This window comes from Alcanivorax sp. (genome assembly GCF_002726155.1).
Lineage (GTDB): Bacteria > Pseudomonadota > Gammaproteobacteria > Pseudomonadales > Alcanivoracaceae > Alcanivorax.
This window is the reverse complement of the sequence record NZ_PBSH01000050.1, coordinates 57,699-77,512: the sequence shown is the minus strand read 5'-3', so window position 1 is coordinate 77,512 and position 19,814 is coordinate 57,699. Positions and strand designations below refer to the sequence as shown.

General features: G+C 59.1%; 19 protein-coding genes. 4 read left to right on the top strand and 15 right to left on the bottom strand.

Going from position 1 to position 19,814, the window contains the following annotated elements:
- Positions 1–79 precede the first annotated feature (79 nt).
- Together CL546_RS15325 and CL546_RS15320 are read left to right on the top strand one after the other, a co-directional pair.
- A complete protein-coding gene (locus CL546_RS15325; RefSeq protein ID WP_290496509.1) occupies positions 80–1,549 on the top strand; it encodes a NarK family nitrate/nitrite MFS transporter in 1,470 nt (489 codons plus the stop codon).
- Positions 1,550–1,632: 83 nt separating this feature from the next.
- Complete coding sequence (locus CL546_RS15320) at positions 1,633–3,339, top strand: bifunctional protein-serine/threonine kinase/phosphatase (RefSeq protein ID WP_290496507.1); 1,707 nt, start codon at positions 1,633–1,635, stop codon at positions 3,337–3,339.
- A gap of 65 nt (positions 3,340–3,404) precedes the next feature.
- Here CL546_RS15320 and CL546_RS15315 read toward each other — a convergent pair whose 3' ends face one another.
- Both CL546_RS15315 and CL546_RS15310 read right to left on the bottom strand, forming a co-directional pair.
- Entirely contained in the window at positions 3,405–3,959 is a 555-nt protein-coding gene (locus CL546_RS15315) for a DUF1285 domain-containing protein (RefSeq protein WP_290496506.1), read from the bottom strand.
- Positions 3,956–4,591 (bottom strand): TetR/AcrR family transcriptional regulator, encoded by a 636-nt coding sequence (locus CL546_RS15310; protein ID WP_007149564.1) that lies wholly within the window; start codon positions 4,589–4,591, stop codon positions 3,956–3,958. Before CL546_RS15310 ends, CL546_RS15315 begins: the two co-directional genes overlap by 4 nt.
- A gap of 204 nt (positions 4,592–4,795) precedes the next feature.
- On the opposite strand from CL546_RS15310, the gene CL546_RS15305 reads away from it, so the two are divergent.
- On the top strand, positions 4,796–5,929 hold the full coding sequence (locus tag CL546_RS15305; RefSeq protein ID WP_290496504.1) for an aminotransferase class V-fold PLP-dependent enzyme: 1,134 nt from the start codon (positions 4,796–4,798) through the stop codon (positions 5,927–5,929).
- A 48-nt stretch (positions 5,930–5,977) separates the two neighbouring features.
- A complete protein-coding gene (locus CL546_RS15300) occupies positions 5,978–6,820 on the top strand; it encodes a hypothetical protein (protein ID WP_039925853.1) in 843 nt (280 codons plus the stop codon).
- Here the strand turns inward: CL546_RS15300 and CL546_RS15295 are convergent.
- The 13 genes from CL546_RS15295 to plsX all read right to left on the bottom strand — a co-directional run bounded on the left by CL546_RS15295 (position 6,785) and on the right by plsX (position 19,616).
- A complete protein-coding gene (locus CL546_RS15295; RefSeq protein WP_290496502.1) occupies positions 6,785–8,437 on the bottom strand; it encodes a S1 family peptidase in 1,653 nt (550 codons plus the stop codon). The genes CL546_RS15300 and CL546_RS15295 overlap by 36 nt on opposite strands.
- A 259-nt stretch (positions 8,438–8,696) precedes the next feature.
- A complete protein-coding gene (locus CL546_RS15290) occupies positions 8,697–10,043 on the bottom strand; it encodes a DNA recombination protein RmuC (protein ID WP_290496500.1) in 1,347 nt (448 codons plus the stop codon).
- Positions 10,040–10,846: a TatD family hydrolase gene (locus CL546_RS15285; RefSeq protein ID WP_290496499.1), complete on the bottom strand. Its 807-nt coding sequence runs from the start codon at positions 10,844–10,846 to the stop codon at positions 10,040–10,042. Before CL546_RS15285 ends, CL546_RS15290 begins: the two co-directional genes overlap by 4 nt.
- 225 nt (positions 10,847–11,071) lie before the next feature.
- Positions 11,072–11,419 carry a PilZ domain-containing protein gene (locus CL546_RS15280; RefSeq protein WP_007148593.1) on the bottom strand — a complete coding sequence of 116 codons (348 nt, stop codon included), beginning with the start codon at positions 11,417–11,419 and terminating at the stop codon, positions 11,072–11,074.
- 42 nt (positions 11,420–11,461) lie between these two features.
- The gene (locus tag CL546_RS15275; RefSeq protein WP_290496496.1) at positions 11,462–12,469 is read right to left on the bottom strand and encodes a DNA polymerase III subunit delta'; all 1,008 of its coding nucleotides are present in this window, start codon (positions 12,467–12,469) and stop codon (positions 11,462–11,464) included.
- Positions 12,460–13,086, bottom strand: coding sequence for a dTMP kinase (tmk, locus tag CL546_RS15270; protein WP_290496494.1), 627 nt, complete (start codon positions 13,084–13,086; stop codon positions 12,460–12,462). The genes CL546_RS15275 and tmk overlap by 10 nt, the downstream gene beginning before the upstream one ends.
- The gene (gene mltG / locus CL546_RS15265; RefSeq protein ID WP_290496493.1) at positions 13,083–14,141 is read right to left on the bottom strand and encodes an endolytic transglycosylase MltG; all 1,059 of its coding nucleotides are present in this window, start codon (positions 14,139–14,141) and stop codon (positions 13,083–13,085) included. The genes tmk and mltG overlap by 4 nt, the downstream gene beginning before the upstream one ends.
- Before the next feature lie 10 nt (positions 14,142–14,151).
- Positions 14,152–14,964 carry an aminodeoxychorismate lyase gene (pabC, locus tag CL546_RS15260; RefSeq protein WP_290496491.1) on the bottom strand — a complete coding sequence of 271 codons (813 nt, stop codon included), beginning with the start codon at positions 14,962–14,964 and terminating at the stop codon, positions 14,152–14,154.
- Positions 14,964–16,202, bottom strand: a complete 1,239-nt coding sequence (gene fabF, locus CL546_RS15255) for a beta-ketoacyl-ACP synthase II (protein WP_290496490.1) — start codon at positions 16,200–16,202, stop codon at positions 14,964–14,966. The genes pabC and fabF overlap by 1 nt, the downstream gene beginning before the upstream one ends.
- Before the next feature lie 187 nt (positions 16,203–16,389).
- Positions 16,390–16,623 carry an acyl carrier protein gene (gene acpP / locus CL546_RS15250; protein WP_007149764.1) on the bottom strand — a complete coding sequence of 78 codons (234 nt, stop codon included), beginning with the start codon at positions 16,621–16,623 and terminating at the stop codon, positions 16,390–16,392.
- Between the two features lie 186 nt (positions 16,624–16,809).
- Positions 16,810–17,541 carry a 3-oxoacyl-ACP reductase FabG gene (fabG, locus tag CL546_RS15245; RefSeq protein WP_290496487.1) on the bottom strand — a complete coding sequence of 244 codons (732 nt, stop codon included), beginning with the start codon at positions 17,539–17,541 and terminating at the stop codon, positions 16,810–16,812.
- A 2-nt stretch (positions 17,542–17,543) separates the two neighbouring features.
- Positions 17,544–18,473: an ACP S-malonyltransferase gene (fabD, locus tag CL546_RS15240; protein ID WP_290496485.1), complete on the bottom strand. Its 930-nt coding sequence runs from the start codon at positions 18,471–18,473 to the stop codon at positions 17,544–17,546.
- A gap of 126 nt (positions 18,474–18,599) precedes the next feature.
- The gene (gene plsX, locus CL546_RS15235; RefSeq protein ID WP_290496483.1) at positions 18,600–19,616 is read right to left on the bottom strand and encodes a phosphate acyltransferase PlsX; all 1,017 of its coding nucleotides are present in this window, start codon (positions 19,614–19,616) and stop codon (positions 18,600–18,602) included.
- Positions 19,617–19,814: the final 198 nt, after the last annotated feature.

Sequence of the window (19,814 nt, the reverse complement as noted above, 5' to 3'; positions counted from 1 at the left end):
CAAAATCATAGCGTTACAAACTGGCACGCAGATTGCTTTATCCACACTTGTCATCAATGCTTCCGTGTATGGAGATACCATGAGCGCCGACAAGCTGAACCTGCTGAATTTTTCCGCGCCACGCATCCGGCTGTTGCACCTGAGCTGGCTCGCTTTCTTTATTACCTTTGTGGTGTGGTTCTCCCACGCGCCCTTAATGGGCCACCTGCGCGAAGCCTTCGATCTAAGTGCAGAACAAATCAAGGCGCTGTTGATTCTTAACGTGGCACTAACCATTCCTGCCCGGGTGGTGATTGGTTCGTTGGTGGATCGCTTTGGTCCACGGCGGGTATTCGGCCTGCTGTTGATACTCGCCGCCTTTCCCTGCTGGGCTTTTGCCCTGTCGACTACCTTTGAGCAATTGGCGGTCACCCGCCTGCTGATGGGGTTTGTGGGGGCCGGCTTCGTGGTGGGTATTCGCCTGATCAGTGAATGGTTTCCGGCCCGGGAAGTGGGGCTGGCTGAAGGTATCTACGGCGGCTGGGGCAACTTCGGCTCTGCCGCTGCGGCCATTACGCTTCCTACCGTGGCGCTACTGTTCGGCGGTGACAATGGCTGGCGCTGGGCAATTGCCAGCACCGGTGCACTGGCGATGGCTTACGGTGTGTTCTTCCTGTGGCGCGCGCGCAATACCCCCGCCGGCGCCTCCTATTTCAAACCGAAAAAAGCCAGTGCACTGGAAGTCAGTACCCGCAAGGATCTGTTCTTCTATCTGCTGATGAGTTTGCCGCTGTATATCGCTCTGCTGGTGATCGTATGGCGCCTGGGTCCCAGCAATCTGGATCTGTTCGGCAGCACCATGCAAATCATTCTGGCCGCGCTGATCGTCAGCCTGGCGGTCGTGCAGCTGGGGCAGGCCTGGCGCGTTAACCATGAACGCCTGAAAACCGGTGTTGAGGAACACGACCGCTACAGCTTCAAGCAAGTGGCCATTCTTGATCTGGCCTACATGGTGACCTTTGGTTCGGAACTGGCCGTGGTCTCCATGCTGCCGCTGTTCTTCACTGATACCTTCAGCCTGTCTGCAGTGACCGCCGGCCTGCTCGCGTCCGGCTACGCCTTTATGAACCTGGTCGCACGGCCGGGTGGCGGCTGGGTCTCTGACAAGTTTGGCCGCAAGAAATCCCTGGCCATCATGCTGTGCGGCCTGATGGTGGGCTACGGAATGATGAGCCAGATTGCCGGTAGCTGGCCCATCGCACTGGCCGTGATCGCCACTATGTGCTGCTCGTTCTTCGTGCAGGCCGGTGAAGGCGCCGTGTTCGCCACCGTGCCGCTGATCAAGCGCCGCCTCACCGGGCAGATTGCCGGCATGGTCGGCGCCTATGGTAATGCCGGTGCAGTGATCTTTCTGACCGTGCTGACCTTTGTGGAACCATCAACTTTCTTCCTGGTGATTGCCGCCAGTGCAGCGATTGCTCTGGCTGCCGTTCAATTCCTGGATGAACCAAAGGGGCACATCGCAGAAATTGATGAGAAAGGCGAAGTACAGCTGATTGAAGTTGGCTGAGCCACACTGATCTCCGGGCTTACAAGGACAGTAAGCCCGGCTCACTACAAGCACCGCCATATCAACGGTATAGGAGCATCAAGATGGACGTGTCCACCGCCTCGGCAACCGCGCCCCTTAGCCTGATAGAGCCAGAACTGCATCCACGCGTTCGTATTGGCCAATTCAGTGACAGCGGCCCCAAGCTGCATAACCAGGACGCCCTGGCCATGCAGATACCGGAAGGGTCGCTGATGCGCACCAAGGGCATCGTGGCAGCACTGGCCGATGGTCTGTCCAGTGCGGGCGCAGCCCGGGAAGCGGCGGAATCCTGTGTGCTCGGTTTTATCAGCGATTACTACGCCACCCCGGCACTATGGAGCGTGCCCCGCTCTGCCCAGCGGGTACTGGAAGCCCTGAACCGCTGGCTATGTCGACAAACCCTGGCCGGGGAAAGTCATCTGTGCACACTGTCCCTGTTGATTTTGCGCTCACGCACCGCCCACATCTTTCAGGTGGGCGACTCCCGTGTCTGGCGCCTGCGCAACAACAAGCTGGAATGCCTGACCCGGGATCACAGCCGCATGATCGGCGAGAATCGACAGGTACTGACCCGCGTTATGGGCGGTGACACACGCCTGGATGTGGATTACAGCAACAGCGATCTGCAAGTGGGCGATGTCTATCTGCTAACCAGCGATGGTGTACACGGATTTCTTACCCGCTCACGCATGCAGGGTATTTTGCGCGGCGCCAACCAGCCGGAACTAGCGGCGCAAACCCTGGTGGAAGCGGCGCTGGCCAACGGCAGTGACGACAACCTCAGCTGCCAGGTACTGCACGTGGAAGGCTTGCCCGATGCCAGTGCCGATGAAACCCTGAAACAGCGTGGCAACCTGCCGCTTCCCCCGCCACTGTCTGCCGGTATCCGCATCGACGGCTTTACCGTGAAACGGGAGCTCTATGCCAGTGTGCGCAGCCACTTGTACCTGGTGGAAGACAACGACGGCAAACAGTCGGTATTGAAAACGCCATCGGTGAATCTGGAAGATGACCGCGATGCCCTGGAGCGTTTCGTCATGGAAGGCTGGGTGGGCAACCGGTTGCGCAACCCACATTTACTCCATGCCCTGCCTGTGCCCGACAACCCCTCGTGCTTGTACCAGCACCTGGAATTTATCGACGGTGTGACCTTGAAGCAGTGGTTAAAGGAACACCCGGATGCACCGGTTGAAGAAAAACTGTATCTGGCTGATCAATTACTCAATGGCGTGCGGGCCCTGCACCGTGCCGATGTGATTCACGGGGACCTGAAACCGGACAACATCATGGTGGATACCGAAGGGCTGGTCCGCATCGTGGATTTTGGCAGCTGCCATTGCCGCGGCATGGAACAACACACCGCCAGCATTCCACTAGGGACCCGACACTACAGTGCGCCGGAACTGGTGGAAGGCGAAGCGCCCAGTGAGCAGAGCGACCTGTTCTCCACGGCCGTCATCATTCATGAAATGCTCACCGGTGCCCTTCCCTGGCAGGGGCGCTATGAAAAAGCCGTGCACCGCCCGCTGCCGCCCCTGCAAGGGCACAATGCGTTTATCCCCCTGTGGATCAACAACGTGCTGCAACTGGCACTGCAACGGCAACCCAAGATGCGCTTCACCGATGCGGCAGAATTTCGCGACGCACTGCGCCGCCCGGTACGCAGCAATAAACCGGTAGCGGATAGTAATATTCGGCAATTACGGATGTGGAAAGGCGCGGTGGTGGTCCTGGCCGTGTTGCTGCTTATCAGCGTTACGCTACGCTGACGCAACCAGAAGAGGCCAAGCTTGTCGGGCTAGGCGCCCGACAAGTGCTATAAGAAAGTCAGCGGTTAGTCTGCCAGACTACCAAGAGAGAACGTTTCGCCGTTGCTATGCACTTGCAGGATATCACCCTGCTGCTCGGCCCAATCGACCAGCTGGTAAAACGCCGAGCGCCCGATCAACGCATTGAGATTATCTCGCACACACAGGTACGGGGAAGGCTCGCCGGTTTCGCTGTCAGTATTGACCCAGAGCGGATGGCCTGCGCCGGCAACCACATGGCTGCCCACATTGGTGGTGAATACCAGTTTTGTGGTGCCACCCTCCTCAACCTGCTGCACTTCGGTGGCAACAAAGGGCGCATCGTCCACCTGAATACGCAGTTTCTCCACCGGTGTAATCAGGAAATAATCCTCGTCTTCACGCAGCAGAATGGTGGAAAACAGCGCCACCATTCGTTCCCGTTCGATGGGCGACTCCTGATAAAACCAGGTGCCGTCGCGGGCAATACGCATATCAATATCGGCATGGCGTTCCGGATTCCACTGATGCACCGGCGGCAGGCCGGTTTCATCGCCTGCGGCTTTTTCCAATAGTGCCAGCAGCTCATCGGCCTGTTTCATCGTGGTCCCCGCTGGCCCTTGTTGCCCATGCGAATACCAATCTCGATCAGGAAATCCAGAAAGTCATCCTTGTCGTCGATTTGCTTCTGGTAAAACGGCGATTCCATCAACGCCACGGCGCCGTGGGCAAATGCCCAGGCGGAGCAGATGTGATACATCGGCGGCACGTCTTCCAGTGACCCTTCTTCCATGCGGGCTTTCACGATATCCGTGAGCCGCGCAAAATTGGCCTCACGGATGCTGTGCAGCTTGGCCACCAGTTCGGGCAGGGCATGATCCTTGATGACCTTGTTTTCCAGTCGGTCAAACAACTGATAACGCTTGGGATCGGAAATCCGGAAACGGAAATATTCCCGCGCCAGGCGTTCCTTGTTATCCGCATCGGAGATTTGCTGAAACACGCCGGCCAGGTCTTCCTCATAGCGCAGCATCAGCAGCAGGTAGATTTCGTTCTTGGTTTCGAAATGCTTGTAGATAGTCCCTTTGCCAATACCCACCCGGTCCGCAATCATTTCCACGGTTACCCGGTCTTCGCCTTCTTCCAGAAAAAGGGCCAGAGCCGCATCGAGAATCTCACGCTCTCGCTGGCGAAACTCCTGAGCCTTGCGTGTGGCTTTTTCCAGATCACCCATTTATTTCTCCTTGCGCCCGGGTATGCGGGCCTAGCCGACTGAACAGTCGCAATTCTAACGCATTCCCTTTTTATACGCATATCGGATAGCCGCCTACGGAATCGCCGGCAGCATCTCGCCAATAGCCTGTTAGGGCCTGTTAGCATAGCGTCATGGTTTTGCACCTCGCATTCCTCTCAACCCAGCGCATGGAGGCAACACAACATGACCCGTTCTGACGGCAGCGCCCCGGATATCGCCCGCGAATTCCCCCAGCAGGACGGCCTGCTTTACCTCAACCATGCGGCCGTCGCCCCCTGGCCACAGCGTACCCTTGACGCGGTAACTGAGTTTGCCCGCCAGAACGTGCGTATCGGCGCGCGGGATTATCCGCACTGGTTGAAGGTGGAGCAGCAGCTGCGTGAGCGCCTGGCCTGGCTGGTGGGAGGCGTCAGCAGCGAGGAAATTGCCTTGCTCAAGAACACCTCCGAAGGCCTCTCCGTCATTGCCCAGGGCCTGGAGTGGCAGGCTGGTGATCAGATTATCATCAGTGATCAGGAATTCCCGTCCAACCGAATTCCCTGGCAAGCCCTGGCTAACCAGGGCGTGGAAGTGATCGAGGTCAATCTGGAGGGCGACAACCCGGAGCAGGATGTCATTGACGCCATGGGGCCGCGCACCCGTCTGGTGTCTCTCTCCGCCGTCCAGTACGGCACAGGCCTGTTGATGGACATGGCGCCCATTGGCGCCGCCTGCCGGGCACAGGGCACACTCTTCTGTGTGGATGCGATCCAGATTCTCGGCGCGCTACCGTTCTCAGCAGAGCAGGCAAACGCCGATTTTGTGGTGGCCGACGGCCACAAATGGATGCTCGGCCCGGAAGGGCTCGCCCTGTTCTATTGCCGCCGGGCGGTGCAGGATCAATTGATCCTGCGTCAACACGGCTGGCACATGGTGGCCGAACCCGGCGATTACACCCGCCGGGACTGGCAGCCGGCCAGCACCGCCAAGCGCTTTGAATGCGGAAGCCCGAACATGCTCGGCGCCCACGCCCTGAATGCCTCCCTGTCACTGCTGCAAGACACCGGCATGAACGTGGTGGCCGATGCCCTGCAACAACGGGTGCAACGGCTGATCGAAGGGCTGAACGACAAAGGCGCCACCCTGCTCAGTGCCCCAGCCCCGCAACGGCGGGCAGGGATTGTCACTTTCCGCATGCCCGAAGAAGCCCCGGGCGATACCTTCCAGCGCCTGAAAAAGAACGGCGTGGTGTGCGCGGAACGCGGCGGTGGGGTGCGCTTTTCGCCACACTTCTACACTGCCGATTCGGTCATCGACCAGGCTCTGGAGCTGCTGTAAGCTCCAGAACCTCATACGCGCCTCGTTATGGATACCGGAGCCTCACAGATGAACCGACAGCTGGCCTTTTATCAATGGATTTGCCGCCGTTTGCAGCGGGATGAGCAGTTCAGCGGCCAGCCCAGCGCGGACCTGGAAAGCCTGCGCACGGTGCTGAAATCCTGCGATGTGCTGTTGGTGGCCGGGCACAGCAGCGTAGACCGCACCTTCAAGGTGATCGGCGATAGCCGCTACGCCCGCGCGGTACTCTACATTGGTCGCCTGCACGACGTGGCCGACCCGGCCCTGCGCGCCCTGTTGGCGGACTACACTCCTTGCGAACCGGATACCCAGCTGGTGATTGATGCCCGCCTGGAACGGGGGCTGATTGTGGAACCGCTGTCAGCCCTGGAAGGTCGTCAGATTCGCGTCTGTCGGGCACAGGGGCTAAGTGACAATGAAGCCCAGGATGTACTCCGCTATGCCATCAGCCGCATTGGCGCCGGTGGCGCCCAGTCCTGGGGCGCACTGGCCATGATGACCCTGCTTCCCTGGCGCTGGCTGCCCCTGCGCTGGCGCACCGGCCTGTTCCGACGCTGGGCCGGTGAATTGATCAAGGCGCTTAGTGGCACCGTCGTCGCCGATGCCTTCAGCTTTGTGCAATTCCCGGTCATGCCGCTGGTGAAGGAAAGCGAACCCGCCGCCCGCTTGCTGCGGCTACAACCCAGAGCCATTACCGCTGCGGACTTCGACCACTCGCCCTACTTCGAGATTATCAAGGCGCCTTTCCAGCTGGATGCCATTCCCAAGGGCATTGATGCCCTGCCCTGGAAGGGCAATCAAGGTGCGCTGGCGCCGGAACGTCAGCGCCACCTGTCACTGGTGGAGCCGCCGAACGGACACCACGGCTAGTAGCGCCAGCAACCACCAGGACAGACTGCCCCCGCCACCGCCACCATCACTCCCGCCACTGGCAGTACCGTCAGTGGACGCACTGTTGCGCGCCTGGGCCGGATGGGTGCTCGCCGAGCTATCGTTAGCCGGGTAATCCCCGTTATCGGTCCACACCTGCACAATCAGACTGTCGTCACCCTGACCATCCAGAATCAGTTGCTGGGACGCCACTTCACCGGGCGACATATCGCCCAGCCCACACTGCACCAGGCCGCCCCCGGCACAGTTCTCAGGCAGTGACACCGCGCTCCACCCGGACGGCAAGGTAAAGCCGACCCGCACCCGCGCCGCCGCCTGGTGCGTCGCCGCATTGGTCACCTGGGCGTTGACCCGCACCAGGTCATCATTGCCCCGCTGCGTGGTCAGGCTGAGCACCACATCCGGTTCATTGCTGAATACCAGCTTGAAACTTTCCCCTAGGCTGGCGAAGTAATCGTGGGACACACTGCTGATCGGCTCGACGCGAACCTCATCCACCCAGCGGCCACTGGCACTGAGGGCAACGCTGTAAGTCGAGGTCTCTTGCCCCAGCGCCAGGTCCGCACTGCCACGGCAGTCTGTATAGCCACTGTTCTTCACGCAGGTCAGCCCGGGAACACGGACCGTAAGCCCGTTCTTGTGGGTGATTCGCAGGCCCACGTTATTGGCCCGGGTCTGCTGGCTGGTGTTGGCGATGCCAGTGCGCAACGTAGCGGAAGTCCCCGGGCTGCTATAGGTGTCAGCGGTGCTGCCGGTGAGCGCCAGATCCACCAGGCTGCCTGAGGTGGTTTGTTCCAACCAGGTTAGATAACGATCCACACGGGTATAAACTGCGGGCACGCCGGCGGTGGCGCACCGTTCATGGCCGTAGCTGGTAATACCAACCAGCCATTGTTGCCCCGGCTCGCCGTACACCAAAGGCCCGCCGCTATCACCACGACAAGAATCCTGGGCAACACCCTGAGGATTCATTTCACCCGCACAGATCTGGTTACCGCTCAGGTTGCTCCACTGGCTGGCGCAATAGCCGCTGGACACATAATCCACACGGGCTTCGCGCAGGGAGTCGGACAGGCCATTGCCGCTGGGAGACGTGGACCCCCAGCCCATTATCTGCAGGGCCTCGTCGCTGCTGCCCCTGGTCAGCGCAGACACGGTCTGCGCTTTGGCCAGATCCAGTGGCCTGGCAGTACTGTCTGAGGCCAATTGCAACAGCGCCAGGTCATTGTGGAAAGTGACCGCGCGATAACCCGGGTGTACCCGCACCGAAGAGACCGCCAGGCGTTCCGCCGGGTTGGCCGCCGTCCGATCCAGGCTCCCCAGGGCCACGAACAGGTGCCCCGCCTGCAGGGTGGCGCCACTGGAGGTCACCACGCAGTGCGCCGCTGTCAGCACCCAGCCAGGTGCGATCAGGGTGCCACCACAAAGTGTGGCGCCATAGGCGGGATTTCCGGATCGACTGATTTCCACTTCGGCCATCCACGGCCGGATTGTTGCTACGTCCTGTCCCCCGATGATCCGAGGTTGAGCGTCAAGCGCCGATACCGTTTGAGCCAGACCCATCCCCAGCACCAGGGCGAACATCAAACGATACATAAGATTACCTTTCGTTAGCATTACGTTACGGAGCGCATACTAACTAAGGTTTTCGGCGTAATCCTGTGACCCAGTTCTGATATTACAATGGTGGCACATTCGTACCTGAAGATGCTGAAAAATGACTACCAAGTTCAGTCATTTTTCGCCAACTTTTGCCACTTTTAGCGACGAAATCCATCAAATTGCAAACAGTTACAGTGCATCAAAACCTTCTAAAATTTACTGCTTATGATGGTAAACATTTTACGTTTTGGTGTTACTCTTTCGGCCCTGACTGATCCGTCACCGTCGCCCCGTCATCATGTTCATCGCCAGGTTCCGGTAACGCCCTGCGTGCTTTTGCACCCAGATCTTTCAGTTGCTGGGCCTGGCGGTAGAGGTTGCCGCGGCCGCTGCTGAGGCGCTTGAAGGTGGTGTCCCATGCCAGCTGAGCCTTGCCAATTTTGTCTCCCAGGTCGTCCATGGACTCCCCGATCAGTGATACCTGATCGCAGATTTTCCCTGCACGATCGGCAATATCCAGAGCATTGCGGTTCTGGTATTCGTAGCGCCAGATATTCTGGATCGTGCGCAAGGTCACCAACAGCGTGGTCGGGCTAACCAGGACAATGTTGCGGGCAAAGGCATCCGTATAGAGGCTGGAATCCTGTTCCATCGCCACCATGAACGCACCTTCGATAGGAATAAAGAGCAGCACGAAATCCAGGCTGCGGATCCCTTCCAGGCCACTGTAATCCTTGGTATCCAGGCCCTTGATGTGGCTTCGCAGTGAGGTCAGGTGATCACGTAATGCCTGTTCGCGCTCCTCTGGCGTAGACGCCGAAGACAGCCGCTCATAGGCAACCAGAGACACTTTCGCATCAATCACCACATCCTTGTTTTCCGGCAGGTGAACGATGGCATCGGGCAGGCGGCGCTGGCCGCTTTCGTCTTTCAGGGTGACCTGGGTTTCATACTCGCGTCCACGCGTCAGGCCGGAAGACTCCAGCACCCGTTCCAGAATCATTTCACCCCAGTTACCCTGAGTCTTGGCCTGCCCTTTCAGTGCATCGGTCAGGTTTCGGGCATCCTCGTGCATCTGCTGGTTCAGGCTTCTCAGGTGGCCCAGCTGCTCGATCAGAGACGCCTGGGCACGGGTCTCGTCACTGTGAATCTGGTCGACCCGGCGACGGAAATCCGCCAGCTGCTCACGGAACGGTTTGAGCATGCCATCCAGGCCCTGCTGGTGCTGCTCCTGCAGTTGCTTGCCGCGCTGGTCGAGCACCTTCCCAGACAGGTTTTCAAACTCCTGTTTCAGTTGGTTGCGGCTTTGCTCGGAAAACGCCAGTTTCTCCTGCTGGCCGGCCAGCCGTTCTTCCAGGCGCGCTTTCTCAGACCCCAACTGTTGCAACTGCGCGTCGCTGTCCCGCTGGCGCTGTTGCTGCTCTTGCAGCTGCTGCTTGAGCAACGGCACCTGAGCCAACGGCTCGCTCAAGGCGTGCTTTTCGGCCAGCAACGCCGCCTCGCGAACTGCCGCCCGGCGCCGCTCGATCAACACCGCAACCAGTGCCGCCACGGCACCACCACATAGCGCCGCCAGCGCCACCATTGCATACAGATTCATGCTTGCGCCTTGTTGAACAGGGAGAAGAAGTTATCCGCAGTGGCCTTGGCCAGTTCGGCCACACTAACGCCTTTAAGCTCAGCGACACATTCAGCCACCTGCGCCACATAACGGGGTTCATTGGGTTTGCCACGGAACGGCACCGGCGCCAGCCAGGGCGAATCGGTTTCAATCAACAGCCGCTCCAGCGGCAGCTGCTTCACGGTGTCGCGCAGAGCCTGGGCGTTGCGGAAGGTCACGATACCGGAAATGGAAATATAGAAACCCAACTCAATGGCCTGCAAGGCCATGTCCAGGTCTTCAGTGAAACAGTGCAACACCCCACGCACCTTCCCCCCACCGTGCTCACGCAACAGCGCCAGCGTGTCTTCCTTGGCGCCACGGGTATGCACAACCAGCGGCAGGCCGGTTTCCCGGGCCGCCTGGATATGGGCGATAAAATAGCGTTGTTGCCACTCCCGCTCTTCCTTGGCGTAGAAATAATCCAGCCCGGTCTCACCGATGGCCACTACCTTGGAATGCGCCGCCCGCTCTACCAGCTCGGCGGATTGCGGCTCGCGGGATTCCTTGTAGAGAGGATGCACGCCAACGCTGGCGAAGACGTTATCGTATTGCTCGGCCAAGGCCTGCACTTGCGGGAAGGTCTCCAGGTCCACACCGATACACAGCATATGGCTAACCCCCGCCTGCGCCGTGGCCGCCATCATCGCCTCAAAATCGCCTCCATGGGCGTCAAGATTCAGGCGATCCAGATGGCAATGGGAATCCACAAAAGGGCTAGCAGTCACAACAGGCTCCAACATTAAAAACGCAGGTATTGTAGAGCAGATAGGTAACACGCGACACGCTGCACGTGGCCACGCTTGATGCCAGACGCCGGATGCTAAACGCAAAAGCGGCAATACCCCAAGGTATTGCCGCTTTAAAACTGAACAACTCAACGCCGGGGTTTAGCTTCTAGCTTCTAGCTTCTAGCTTCTAGCTTCTAGCTTCTAGCGTCCGGCATCCGGCGTCCGGCGTCCGGCGTCCTACATCGTATGCGTCGGTCGATCCGACTCCAGCGATCCTGCCAGGTGGTTTTCGATGGTGACACGGGCGGTGTCATCCTGGTCGGAGAACTGCACGCCGATCCCGGCGCTACGGTTACCTTGAGCGCCTTTGGGCGTAATCCAGATCACCTTGCCTGCCACCGGAATCTTGTCGGCTTCGTCCATGATATTGAGCAACAGGAAGATCTCTTCCCCCAGCTTGTATTGCTTCTCGGTGGGAATAAACAGGCCGCCATTGGTAATGAAGGGCATGTAGGCCGAGTACAGCACCGCCTTGTCTTTGATGGAAAGCGACAGAATGCCACTACGACCGCCGGGCATTTTCATGAACGAGCCTCTTACGAAATTATTATTAATCTTTGATAAAGGTTAGTGCGCTGCCGCCGCAGCGTCAACGCCCACCAACACCAACAGCCACTGCTCGTACAGCAATTCCTTGTTGGGGTTAGCGCCAGACAGCAAGGCACGGCGCCCTTCCAGCACCCGCTGGGCGGCCCGCAACAAACGCGCCGGTGGCACCGCCTTGCTGAGTCGCTCCAGCAGTGGAGCCAGGGAGGCATCGGCGCTCTGCTGGCCCGAGAAGCGCTGATGCAGACAGCGTGACAACCAGCCATAAATCACCCCGGCCATTTCCGTGGGGTCATGTTTGGCGAGCACCGGCGACGCTTGCGCCACCGACTGACGCCCTTCTGCCACACTGACCAGTGTGTCGAGCAAACGGGCCCGGTCGGCAAACCAGTCCGCCTGCTCCAGTGCCAGCGCCTGTAGCGGCGCACCTTGAGCGGCATCCAGTAACGAGGCGGCACTCTCGCCCACCTGGCTCTGCAACCACTGCAGCGCCTGGTCATGCTCCGGTAACGGCAAGGTGCGCTGCTGGCAGCGACTGCGAATGGTCGGCAATAACAGGGTCGGCTGATCACTGACCAGCAGCAACAAGGTCTGTGCGCCCGGCTCTTCCAGGGTTTTCAGCAATGCATTCTGGGCATTGCGGTTGAGAGCTTCCGCCGGATACACAATGGCAACCCGGTAGCCACTGTACTGAGCCGTGCGGGTAGCAAACGCCACCAGCTTGCGGACCTGATCAATCTTGATGGTTTTGCTTTTTTCTTCCGGGCTGAGGCGGTGCAGGTCGGGGTGAGTACCGGCGGTGCTGAGCTGGCACCCCTGACAGTGGCCGCAAGGCAGCCCTGCGGAAGGTTTCTCGCAAAGCAAGGTCTGGGCCAGGGATTCGGCCAAGCGCAGCTTGCCAATGCCTTTGGCACCGGTCAGCAGCAAAGCATGGGGCAGTCGCCCCTGTGCGTGCTGGTCCAGCAGCTGCGCCATGGCATCGCCGTGCCAGGGGCACGGTGCCTGAACTTTCGCGCCGGTTACGGCCATGCCAGCATCTCCTCGACTATCGCGCCCAGCTGTTGCTGTACCGACTCCAACGGCTGCCCCGCATCCACGGTGCGGAACCGGCCGGGCTCCTGGGCTGCACGGGCCAGATAACACTGGCGGATACGTTCAAAAAAAGCCCGGTCTTCCTGTTCGATGCGATCCAGAGCGGCACGTTTGCCGGCACGTGCCATGCCCACCTCTACCGGCACATCAAACAGTACGGTCATGTCCGGGCGGGTGTCGCGAATGACCAGGCTTTCCAGGTCGGCAATAGCGGCACTGTCCAGCCCGCGCCCTGCCCCCTGGTAAGCCCAGGTGGCGTCCACAAAACGATCACACAACACCCATTCGCCACGGGCCAGTGCCGGGCGAATTTTCTGTTCCAGATGTTGCGCGCGGGCGGCAAACACCAGCAGTAACTCCGTATCGTCCGCCATGGGTTCATCACCGGGCGCCAACAACACGCCACGGATCGATTCCGCCAGTGCGGTGCCGCCGGGCTCCCGACTCACCGTCACCGTTTTACCCGCTGCTCTAAGGGAATCGGCCAACCATTCCAGATTGCTGCTCTTACCAGCGCCCTCGCCGCCTTCCAGAGTGATAAAGCGGCCACTCATTGCCCGCCTCCGGGTGAAGAACGGTAGCCTTCCCGGCGCTGCAGCTGATACTCACGCACGGCTTTGCGGTGCTGGGCCAGTGTTTTGGAAAAGGAATGACTACCATCGCCCCGCGCCACAAAATACAGGGATTCTGTTTTTCCCGGGTTCACCGCCGCGAGAATCGCTTCGCGGCCGGGCATGGCGATCGGCGTGGGCGGCAATCCCCGAATCACATAGGTGTTGTAGGGAGTCGCGCGACGCAGATCGGAGCGGCGAATATTTCCGTCATAGGCCTCACCCATGCCGTAGATCACCGTCGGGTCGGTTTGCAGGCGCATGCCCTTGTTTAAGCGGTTGGTAAACACCCCGGCAATTTCCGGGCGCTCTTTTGGCACACCGGTTTCCCTTTCCACGATAGACGCCATAATCAGCGCCTCGTAGGGCGTGTCGTAGGGCAGATCTTTGGCCCGCTGCTGCCAGGCTTCATCAAGAATGTTTTCCTGACGCGACAGCGCCCGGGCCAGGATGGTCAGGTCTGCAGTGCCACGGGTGTAGAAATAGGTTTCCGGCGCGAACCAGCCTTCCGGATGGCGGCCCGGGCGACCCAGTTCCGCCATCACTTGCTCATCGGTCAGCCCTTCCAGTTGGTGCTCAAGCGTTTCCAGAGAGGCCAACCGGGCACGCAGCTCCCGGAAGTTCCAGCCTTCCACCAGAGTCAGGCTGCGTTGCAGCACATCGCCCCGGTCCATTTTCTCCAGCAGGGACAACAGCGAATCACCGGGCTTGAGTTGATACTCACCCACATGCATGCGGCCATCCATGCCGGTGAAAGCAGAATAAAGGCGCGCGCCGACACGGCGGAAACGAGCTTCCAGGCCCTTACCCAGGATGCCTTCATCATTGAGGTTATACAGCACCCGGCTTAAACCGGCGCCCCGGGGCACCTCCACCGTTAATGCGTCAGAAACCGGTAATGGGCGATGTAGATAACTACTGACCCAGGCCCCCGCCACGGGTACAGCGACTACCAGCAAGACAACCAGCAGTCCAAAAATACGGATTTTTTTTCGCATAGTGCGGTTATTAGCCCTTCAGTGAGCCGGCCAAAAAGGTTTCTGTCGACTGTTGCAGTTCCCGGACCGATGCCAGCACCGGCCAATGCCATTGCGCCAGTTTACGCACCGGGAGCACGCCGACAATACTGTTACACAGAAACAGCCCGTCAGCAGTGCGCAGCTGTGACAGCGGCCGCAGATCGCAAATCACCTTTTCACCTTGTTGTTGCAACGTGTCGAAAAGGTGGCTTCGCATGACGCCGGCCACGCCGGCTCCAGCGGCAGCCAGATCAGGCATCCACCAGTGATCGGCGAACCGGGCAAAAAGATTCATGGAGGTGGCTTCCAACGGCTGCCTGCGGGTACTGAGCAACAACCCTTCGTCCCAGCCCTGACCCGCCACTTCGCGGCGAGCCATTACCTGAGGAAGCCGGTTCAGATGCTTGAACCCTGCCAACGGCTCAGGATACAGCGGCGTCTGGCAGAGCCCCAGCACCAGACCTTCGCGGCGAAGCCGTTCAGACCAGGCTGGCAGCTCCCCACTTTGCCACAACACCGTGGGTTTTGCCGATGCAGGCGGCAAATAGCCACGGCCGCCAACGCCGCGCGTGACCGTCAACTTGACCACTCCAGGCTCACCGCGGAGCGCGGCAATCCCTTCATTCAGAGCAGCATCAAGTCGGGATTGATCGGGTAACGCAATATCCAGCGCGTGCAGCCCGGCCACCATGCGAGCACGGTGGCGCGACCACAGGGGCGCTTCACCGGAGGCAGCCACGCGCACGGTTTCAAAAACACCGTCGCCGTAGGCGAGACCGCGGTCACGGGGATTCAGCGGCATTACACCTTCTTGAACAGCAGGGTACCGTTAGTACCACCGAAACCGAACGAGTTGGACAACGCGTACTGAATGGTGCGTTCCTGCGCCTGGTTCGCCACGAAGTTCAGGTCACAGTCTTCGTCCGGGTTATCCAGATTGATGGTGGGCGGCGCCACCGAATCACGCATGGCGAGAATGGAGAAAATCGCTTCCACAGCCCCCGCCGCCCCCAGCAAGTGCCCAACCATGGATTTAGTCGAGCTCACCGCCAGATTATAGGCATGGTCGCCAAACAGGGTTTTCACCGCCATGGCTTCTGCCACATCACCCATCTGGGTGGAGGTGCCGTGGGCGTTGATGTAATCCACCTGCTCCGGCTCGACACCGGCATTTCGCAGGGCATTACGCATGGCCCGCATGGCACCGTCGCCGCCCTCTGCCGGAGAGGTGATGTGATAGGCATCATCACTCATGCCAAAACCGGCCAGCTCTGCATAAATCGTGGCACCACGGGCCTTGGCGTGCTCGTACTCTTCCAGTACCACCGCGCCGGCACCATCGGCCAGCACGAAGCCGTCCCGGTCCTTGTCCCAGGGACGGCTGGCGGCTTGCGGGTCATCGTTACGGGTGGATAGCGCACGGGCGGCAGCGAAACCACCCAACCCCAACGGCGAAGAGCCCTTCTCCGCGCCCCCGGCAACCATTACGTCCGCTTGCCCCAGCACAATCTGCTGGGCAGCAAAACCAATGTTATGGGTCCCGGTGGTACAGGCCGTTACCGTGGCAAAGTTGGGCCCTTTCATGCCGTACATGATCGCCAGATTACCCGCGATCATGTTGATGATGGTCCCAGGCACAAAGAACGGTGACAGCTTGCGGGGGCCGGAATCGAGCAGCTTGCGGTGATTGTCTTCGATATTGGTAAGGCCACCAATACCAGAGCCAATCGCCGCCCCCACACGCTCGGCATCTTCCTTTTCCATGTCCAGGCCCGCATCACGCACCGCCTGAATAGCCGCCACCAGCCCGTATTGCACGAAGACGTCCATCTTGCGGGCATCTTTGGGGGGCAGGTACTCGGAAATATCAAAATCAGGCACCAGGCCGGCAAAACGGGTAGCAAAAGGCTCCGTATCAAAGTGCTCGATGTTACGAATGCCACTCTTGCCCGCCTTGATACCTTCCCAGGTAGAAGCCACATCGACTCCCAGCGGCGTGAGCATTCCCAACCCTGTAATAACGACTCGACGTGACGTCACCCGATACCTCCCAATCCATTATTTTGGCGCCATTTAACGGCCGTAATGCGACAAGATTACTACAAGCGGCCCGGTAACAGGTCGCCGTAATGTAAGAAAACGTCACTTGTCGCCACAAATATTCTGGCCACAAAAAAGCCGCAAGCTCATTGAACCTGCGGCTTTTCTGTTATTCGAACAACCGAACTCAGCTGTGTGCTTTGATGTAATCCACAGCGGACTGGACGGTGCTGATTTTCTCAGCTTCTTCGTCCGGAATTTCAGTTTCAAATTCTTCTTCCAGGGCCATCACCAGCTCAACGGTGTCCAGGGAGTCTGCACCCAGATCTTCAACGAAGGACGCTTCTGATTTTACGTCTTCCGGCTTAACACCCAGTTGCTCAACGATGATTTTGTTTACGCGTTCTTCGATGCTGCTCATGATCGTATTACTCTCCTGATTAATGGTGTGCTAGCACCTGTCAGCGGCTATTCTAGGTGAACGCTGTTTGCGCTTGCAAGCCGACTGGACCGATGCCTTCCCTTGAAGTTTTTCCAAATATTTTCTTCTGCGAAAACAGTCAATTAGCCAGCTTTCCCAGAAACGTTCAGATGCCCATTTTTTGAGCTACCCGGTAAACATGCCCCCATTGACGTGCAAAGTGGTTCCGGTTACATAACCACCGCCATCACTGGCCAGCCAGGCAACAGCGCTGGCTATCTCCGCCGGCTGCCCCAAACGCCCCAAGGGGATCCCCTGCAAAAGCGCCTCTTTCTGGGCTTCCGGCAAAGCCTCTGTCATGTCCGTCTGAATAAAGCCCGGTGCAACAGAATTCACCGTGATATTACGTGAGCCAAGCTCGCGGGCCAACGCCCGTGAGAAACCTTCCACACCGCCCTTGGCCGCCGCATAGTTGGCTTGCCCCGCATTGCCAATGGTACCGACCACCGAACTGATATTGATGATCCGGCCCCAACGCGCCTTGGTCATGCCTTTCAAGCATGCCTTGCTAACGCGATAAAGGGAATTCAGGTTGGTATTGATGACATCTTCCCACTCATCTTCCTTCATCCGAAGCATGATGTTGTCGCGGGTAATGCCGGCGTTATTCACCAGCACCAAAGGAGCACCGAATTCATCGTTGATGCTTTTGAGTGTCTCGTCCACCGACGCCTTGTCGGCCACGTTGAGCATCTTGCCGGCACCGTTTTCACCCAGCGCATCGCCAATGGCTGCCGCGCCGCTTTCCGTGGTGGCTGTGCCAACAACAAAGAAGCCGTCGGCAATCAACTGCTCGGCAATCGCCCGGCCAATGCCGCGGCTCGCGCCAGTCACCAACGCCACTTTTTTCTCTGACATGCTTATTCTCCTTGCAGCGCCGCCGTGAAAGCGTCTTCTGTTTCCAGCGGACGGGCCGCCATGTCGCGATCAATACGCTTGACCAGTCCACACAGGACCTTGCCCGGGCCACACTCGTAGAGATGCCCTACGCCCTGCTCTTTCAGCGCCTGAATGGTTTCCACCCAGCGCACCGGTGAATAAAGCTGGCGAATCAACGCATCGCGGATTTTCTCCGGATCCGTTTCCATTGCCACGTCCACATTGTTGATGACCGGCATTTCCGCCGCATGAAAACGTGTACCGTTCAAGGTATCAGCCAGTTGCTCCGCCGCAGGCTTCATCAGCGCACAGTGAGAAGGCACGCTCACCGGTAGCGCCATGGCGCGTTTCGCCCCGGCCTCTTTACAGGCCGCAATCGCGCGCTCAACCGCATCCGCGGAACCGGCAATCACCACCTGACCAGGCGCATTGTAATTGACCGCCTCAACCACGCCTCCCTGCGCCGCTTGCGCACAGGCAGCGCGAACCTGCTCATCATCCAGACCCAGGATCGCCGCCATGCTGCCTTCACCTTGCCCCACCGCCTTCTGCATAAGCTGGCCACGGGTGCGAACCAGCCGCACGGCATCGCCCAGATTGATGACACCGGCACAGGTCAATGCGCTGTATTCACCCAGGCTATGCCCGGCCAGTACATTCGGCCGCGGACCACCGCTTTGCTCCCACAGCCGCCACAGGGCAACGCCTGCGGTCAGCAGCAGAGGCTGGGTAATTTCGGTTTGATTCAGTGCTTCTTTCGGCCCTTCCTGGGCCAACGCCCAGAGATCTTGATCCAGTGCACCGGAGGCTTCCTGAAAGGTCTGCTTCACTGCCGGACGTTCGGCAAATTCACTCAGCATTCCCAGACTCTGGGAGCCCTGACCGGGAAAAATAAAGGCTGTCTTCGACATTCAACATCCCCTTAAAAATAGACAGGAATAGGCAGGCCGCAGTATGCCGGCTTTCGCTTTCGCTGTCCGGTCGGGCCTGAAACAAAGTATGAACAACACCGGGGCCAGCTGACCCCGACGCAGATTTCAGTCGGCGCTGGCCTGACTCAGTGCATCACTGATCAGTGAGGGCACATTGCGTCGCGCCTCCAGTTGAGCCACCTCCAGCGCGCAGGCGAAGCCTTCCTTGCTGGTGCCACCATGACTTTTCACCACCACCCCACGCAGGCCGACCAGGCTTGCGCCATTGTAGTGATCCGGGTCCATGCGCTTTTTCAGGCCCACCAGAACCGGCAAGGCAAACAGGCCACACAACTTGCGCAACCAGGATTGCTTGATTTCTTCACGCAGCATGTTGCCGATCATTTTCGCCACGCCTTCCATGGTTTTCAGCGACACGTTGCCGACGAAACCATCACAGACCACCACATCCGCTTCGCCGGCAAAAATGCCATTCCCTTCCACAAAGCCCACATAGTTCAGGTCATCGGCTTCGCGTAACAGGCCTGCCGCTTCCTTGATCTGTTCGTTGCCCTTGATATCTTCCTCACCGATGTTGAGCAGCGCCACTCGAGGGTGCTCTACACCATCCACCGCACGCACGACCGCCTGCCCCATCAGGGCAAACTGCAGTAAATGAGCGGGTTCGGAATCCACATTGGCGCCCAGATCAAGCATGTGACAGTGGCCGCTGGCCGTGGGGATAGCCGTACAAATGGCAGGCCGATCCACCCCTGGCAGGGTTTTCAGCACAAACCGGCTCACCGCCATCAGGGCACCAGTATTACCAGCACTGACCGCTGCCTGAGCGCGTCCTTCCTTGACCATATTGATGGCCACACGCATGGAGGAGTCTTTTTTCTGCCGCAGAGCCACGGCAACAGGGTCATCCATGGCCACCACTTCGGAGGCTGGTTGGACAGTGACACGGGGGTGGCCGGCGATACCGGCCTGGGACAAGGCATCAGCCAGGGGATCGGGCTGGCCGACCAGAATGATGTGCATGTGCGCATGGCGAGACAGCATGGCCGCCACGGCGGGCACTGTTACGGACAAGCCGTGATCCCCCCCCATGGCATCCACTGCTAGCGTCACAACCGGCATGGGCTGCTTCCTTTATTCAAATTTGGAGGCATTCTGACAAAAATCATTCGGCGGCGACATATTCCCGCCTTCGATCACAAATCCACTTACAAAAAATCCTCCCGAAGGAGGATTTAAGTGTGCCACGAAAGCCAAATCTTTACTGCACAGGGGCAGTACGAGACCAGGCCGGCACAAAAAACGGGAGCCGCAGCTCCC

Coding starts and splice junctions, on each gene's coding strand:
- CL546_RS15325 (WP_290496509.1), top strand. CDS start 80: ATGAGCGCCGACAAGCTGAACCTGCTGAATTTTTCCGCGCCACGCATC.
- CL546_RS15320 (WP_290496507.1), top strand. CDS start 1,633: ATGGACGTGTCCACCGCCTCGGCAACCGCGCCCCTTAGCCTGATAGAG.
- CL546_RS15315 (WP_290496506.1), bottom strand. CDS start 3,959: ATGAAACAGGCCGATGAGCTGCTGGCACTATTGGAAAAAGCCGCAGGC.
- CL546_RS15310 (WP_007149564.1), bottom strand. CDS start 4,591: ATGGGTGATCTGGAAAAAGCCACACGCAAGGCTCAGGAGTTTCGCCAG.
- CL546_RS15305 (WP_290496504.1), top strand. CDS start 4,796: ATGACCCGTTCTGACGGCAGCGCCCCGGATATCGCCCGCGAATTCCCC.
- CL546_RS15300 (WP_039925853.1), top strand. CDS start 5,978: ATGAACCGACAGCTGGCCTTTTATCAATGGATTTGCCGCCGTTTGCAG.
- CL546_RS15295 (WP_290496502.1), bottom strand. CDS start 8,437: ATGTATCGTTTGATGTTCGCCCTGGTGCTGGGGATGGGTCTGGCTCAA.
- CL546_RS15290 (WP_290496500.1), bottom strand. CDS start 10,043: ATGAATCTGTATGCAATGGTGGCGCTGGCGGCGCTATGTGGTGGTGCC.
- CL546_RS15285 (WP_290496499.1), bottom strand. CDS start 10,846: ATGTTGGAGCCTGTTGTGACTGCTAGCCCTTTTGTGGATTCCCATTGC.
- CL546_RS15280 (WP_007148593.1), bottom strand. CDS start 11,419: ATGAAAATGCCCGGCGGTCGTAGTGGCATTCTGTCGCTTTCCATCAAA.
- CL546_RS15275 (WP_290496496.1), bottom strand. CDS start 12,469: ATGGCCGTAACCGGCGCGAAAGTTCAGGCACCGTGCCCCTGGCACGGC.
- tmk (WP_290496494.1), bottom strand. CDS start 13,086: ATGAGTGGCCGCTTTATCACTCTGGAAGGCGGCGAGGGCGCTGGTAAG.
- mltG (WP_290496493.1), bottom strand. CDS start 14,141: ATGCGAAAAAAAATCCGTATTTTTGGACTGCTGGTTGTCTTGCTGGTA.
- pabC (WP_290496491.1), bottom strand. CDS start 14,964: ATGCCGCTGAATCCCCGTGACCGCGGTCTCGCCTACGGCGACGGTGTT.
- acpP (WP_007149764.1), bottom strand. CDS start 16,623: ATGAGCAGCATCGAAGAACGCGTAAACAAAATCATCGTTGAGCAACTG.
- fabG (WP_290496487.1), bottom strand. CDS start 17,541: ATGTCAGAGAAAAAAGTGGCGTTGGTGACTGGCGCGAGCCGCGGCATT.
- fabD (WP_290496485.1), bottom strand. CDS start 18,473: ATGTCGAAGACAGCCTTTATTTTTCCCGGTCAGGGCTCCCAGAGTCTG.
- plsX (WP_290496483.1), bottom strand. CDS start 19,616: ATGCCGGTTGTGACGCTAGCAGTGGATGCCATGGGGGGGGATCACGGC.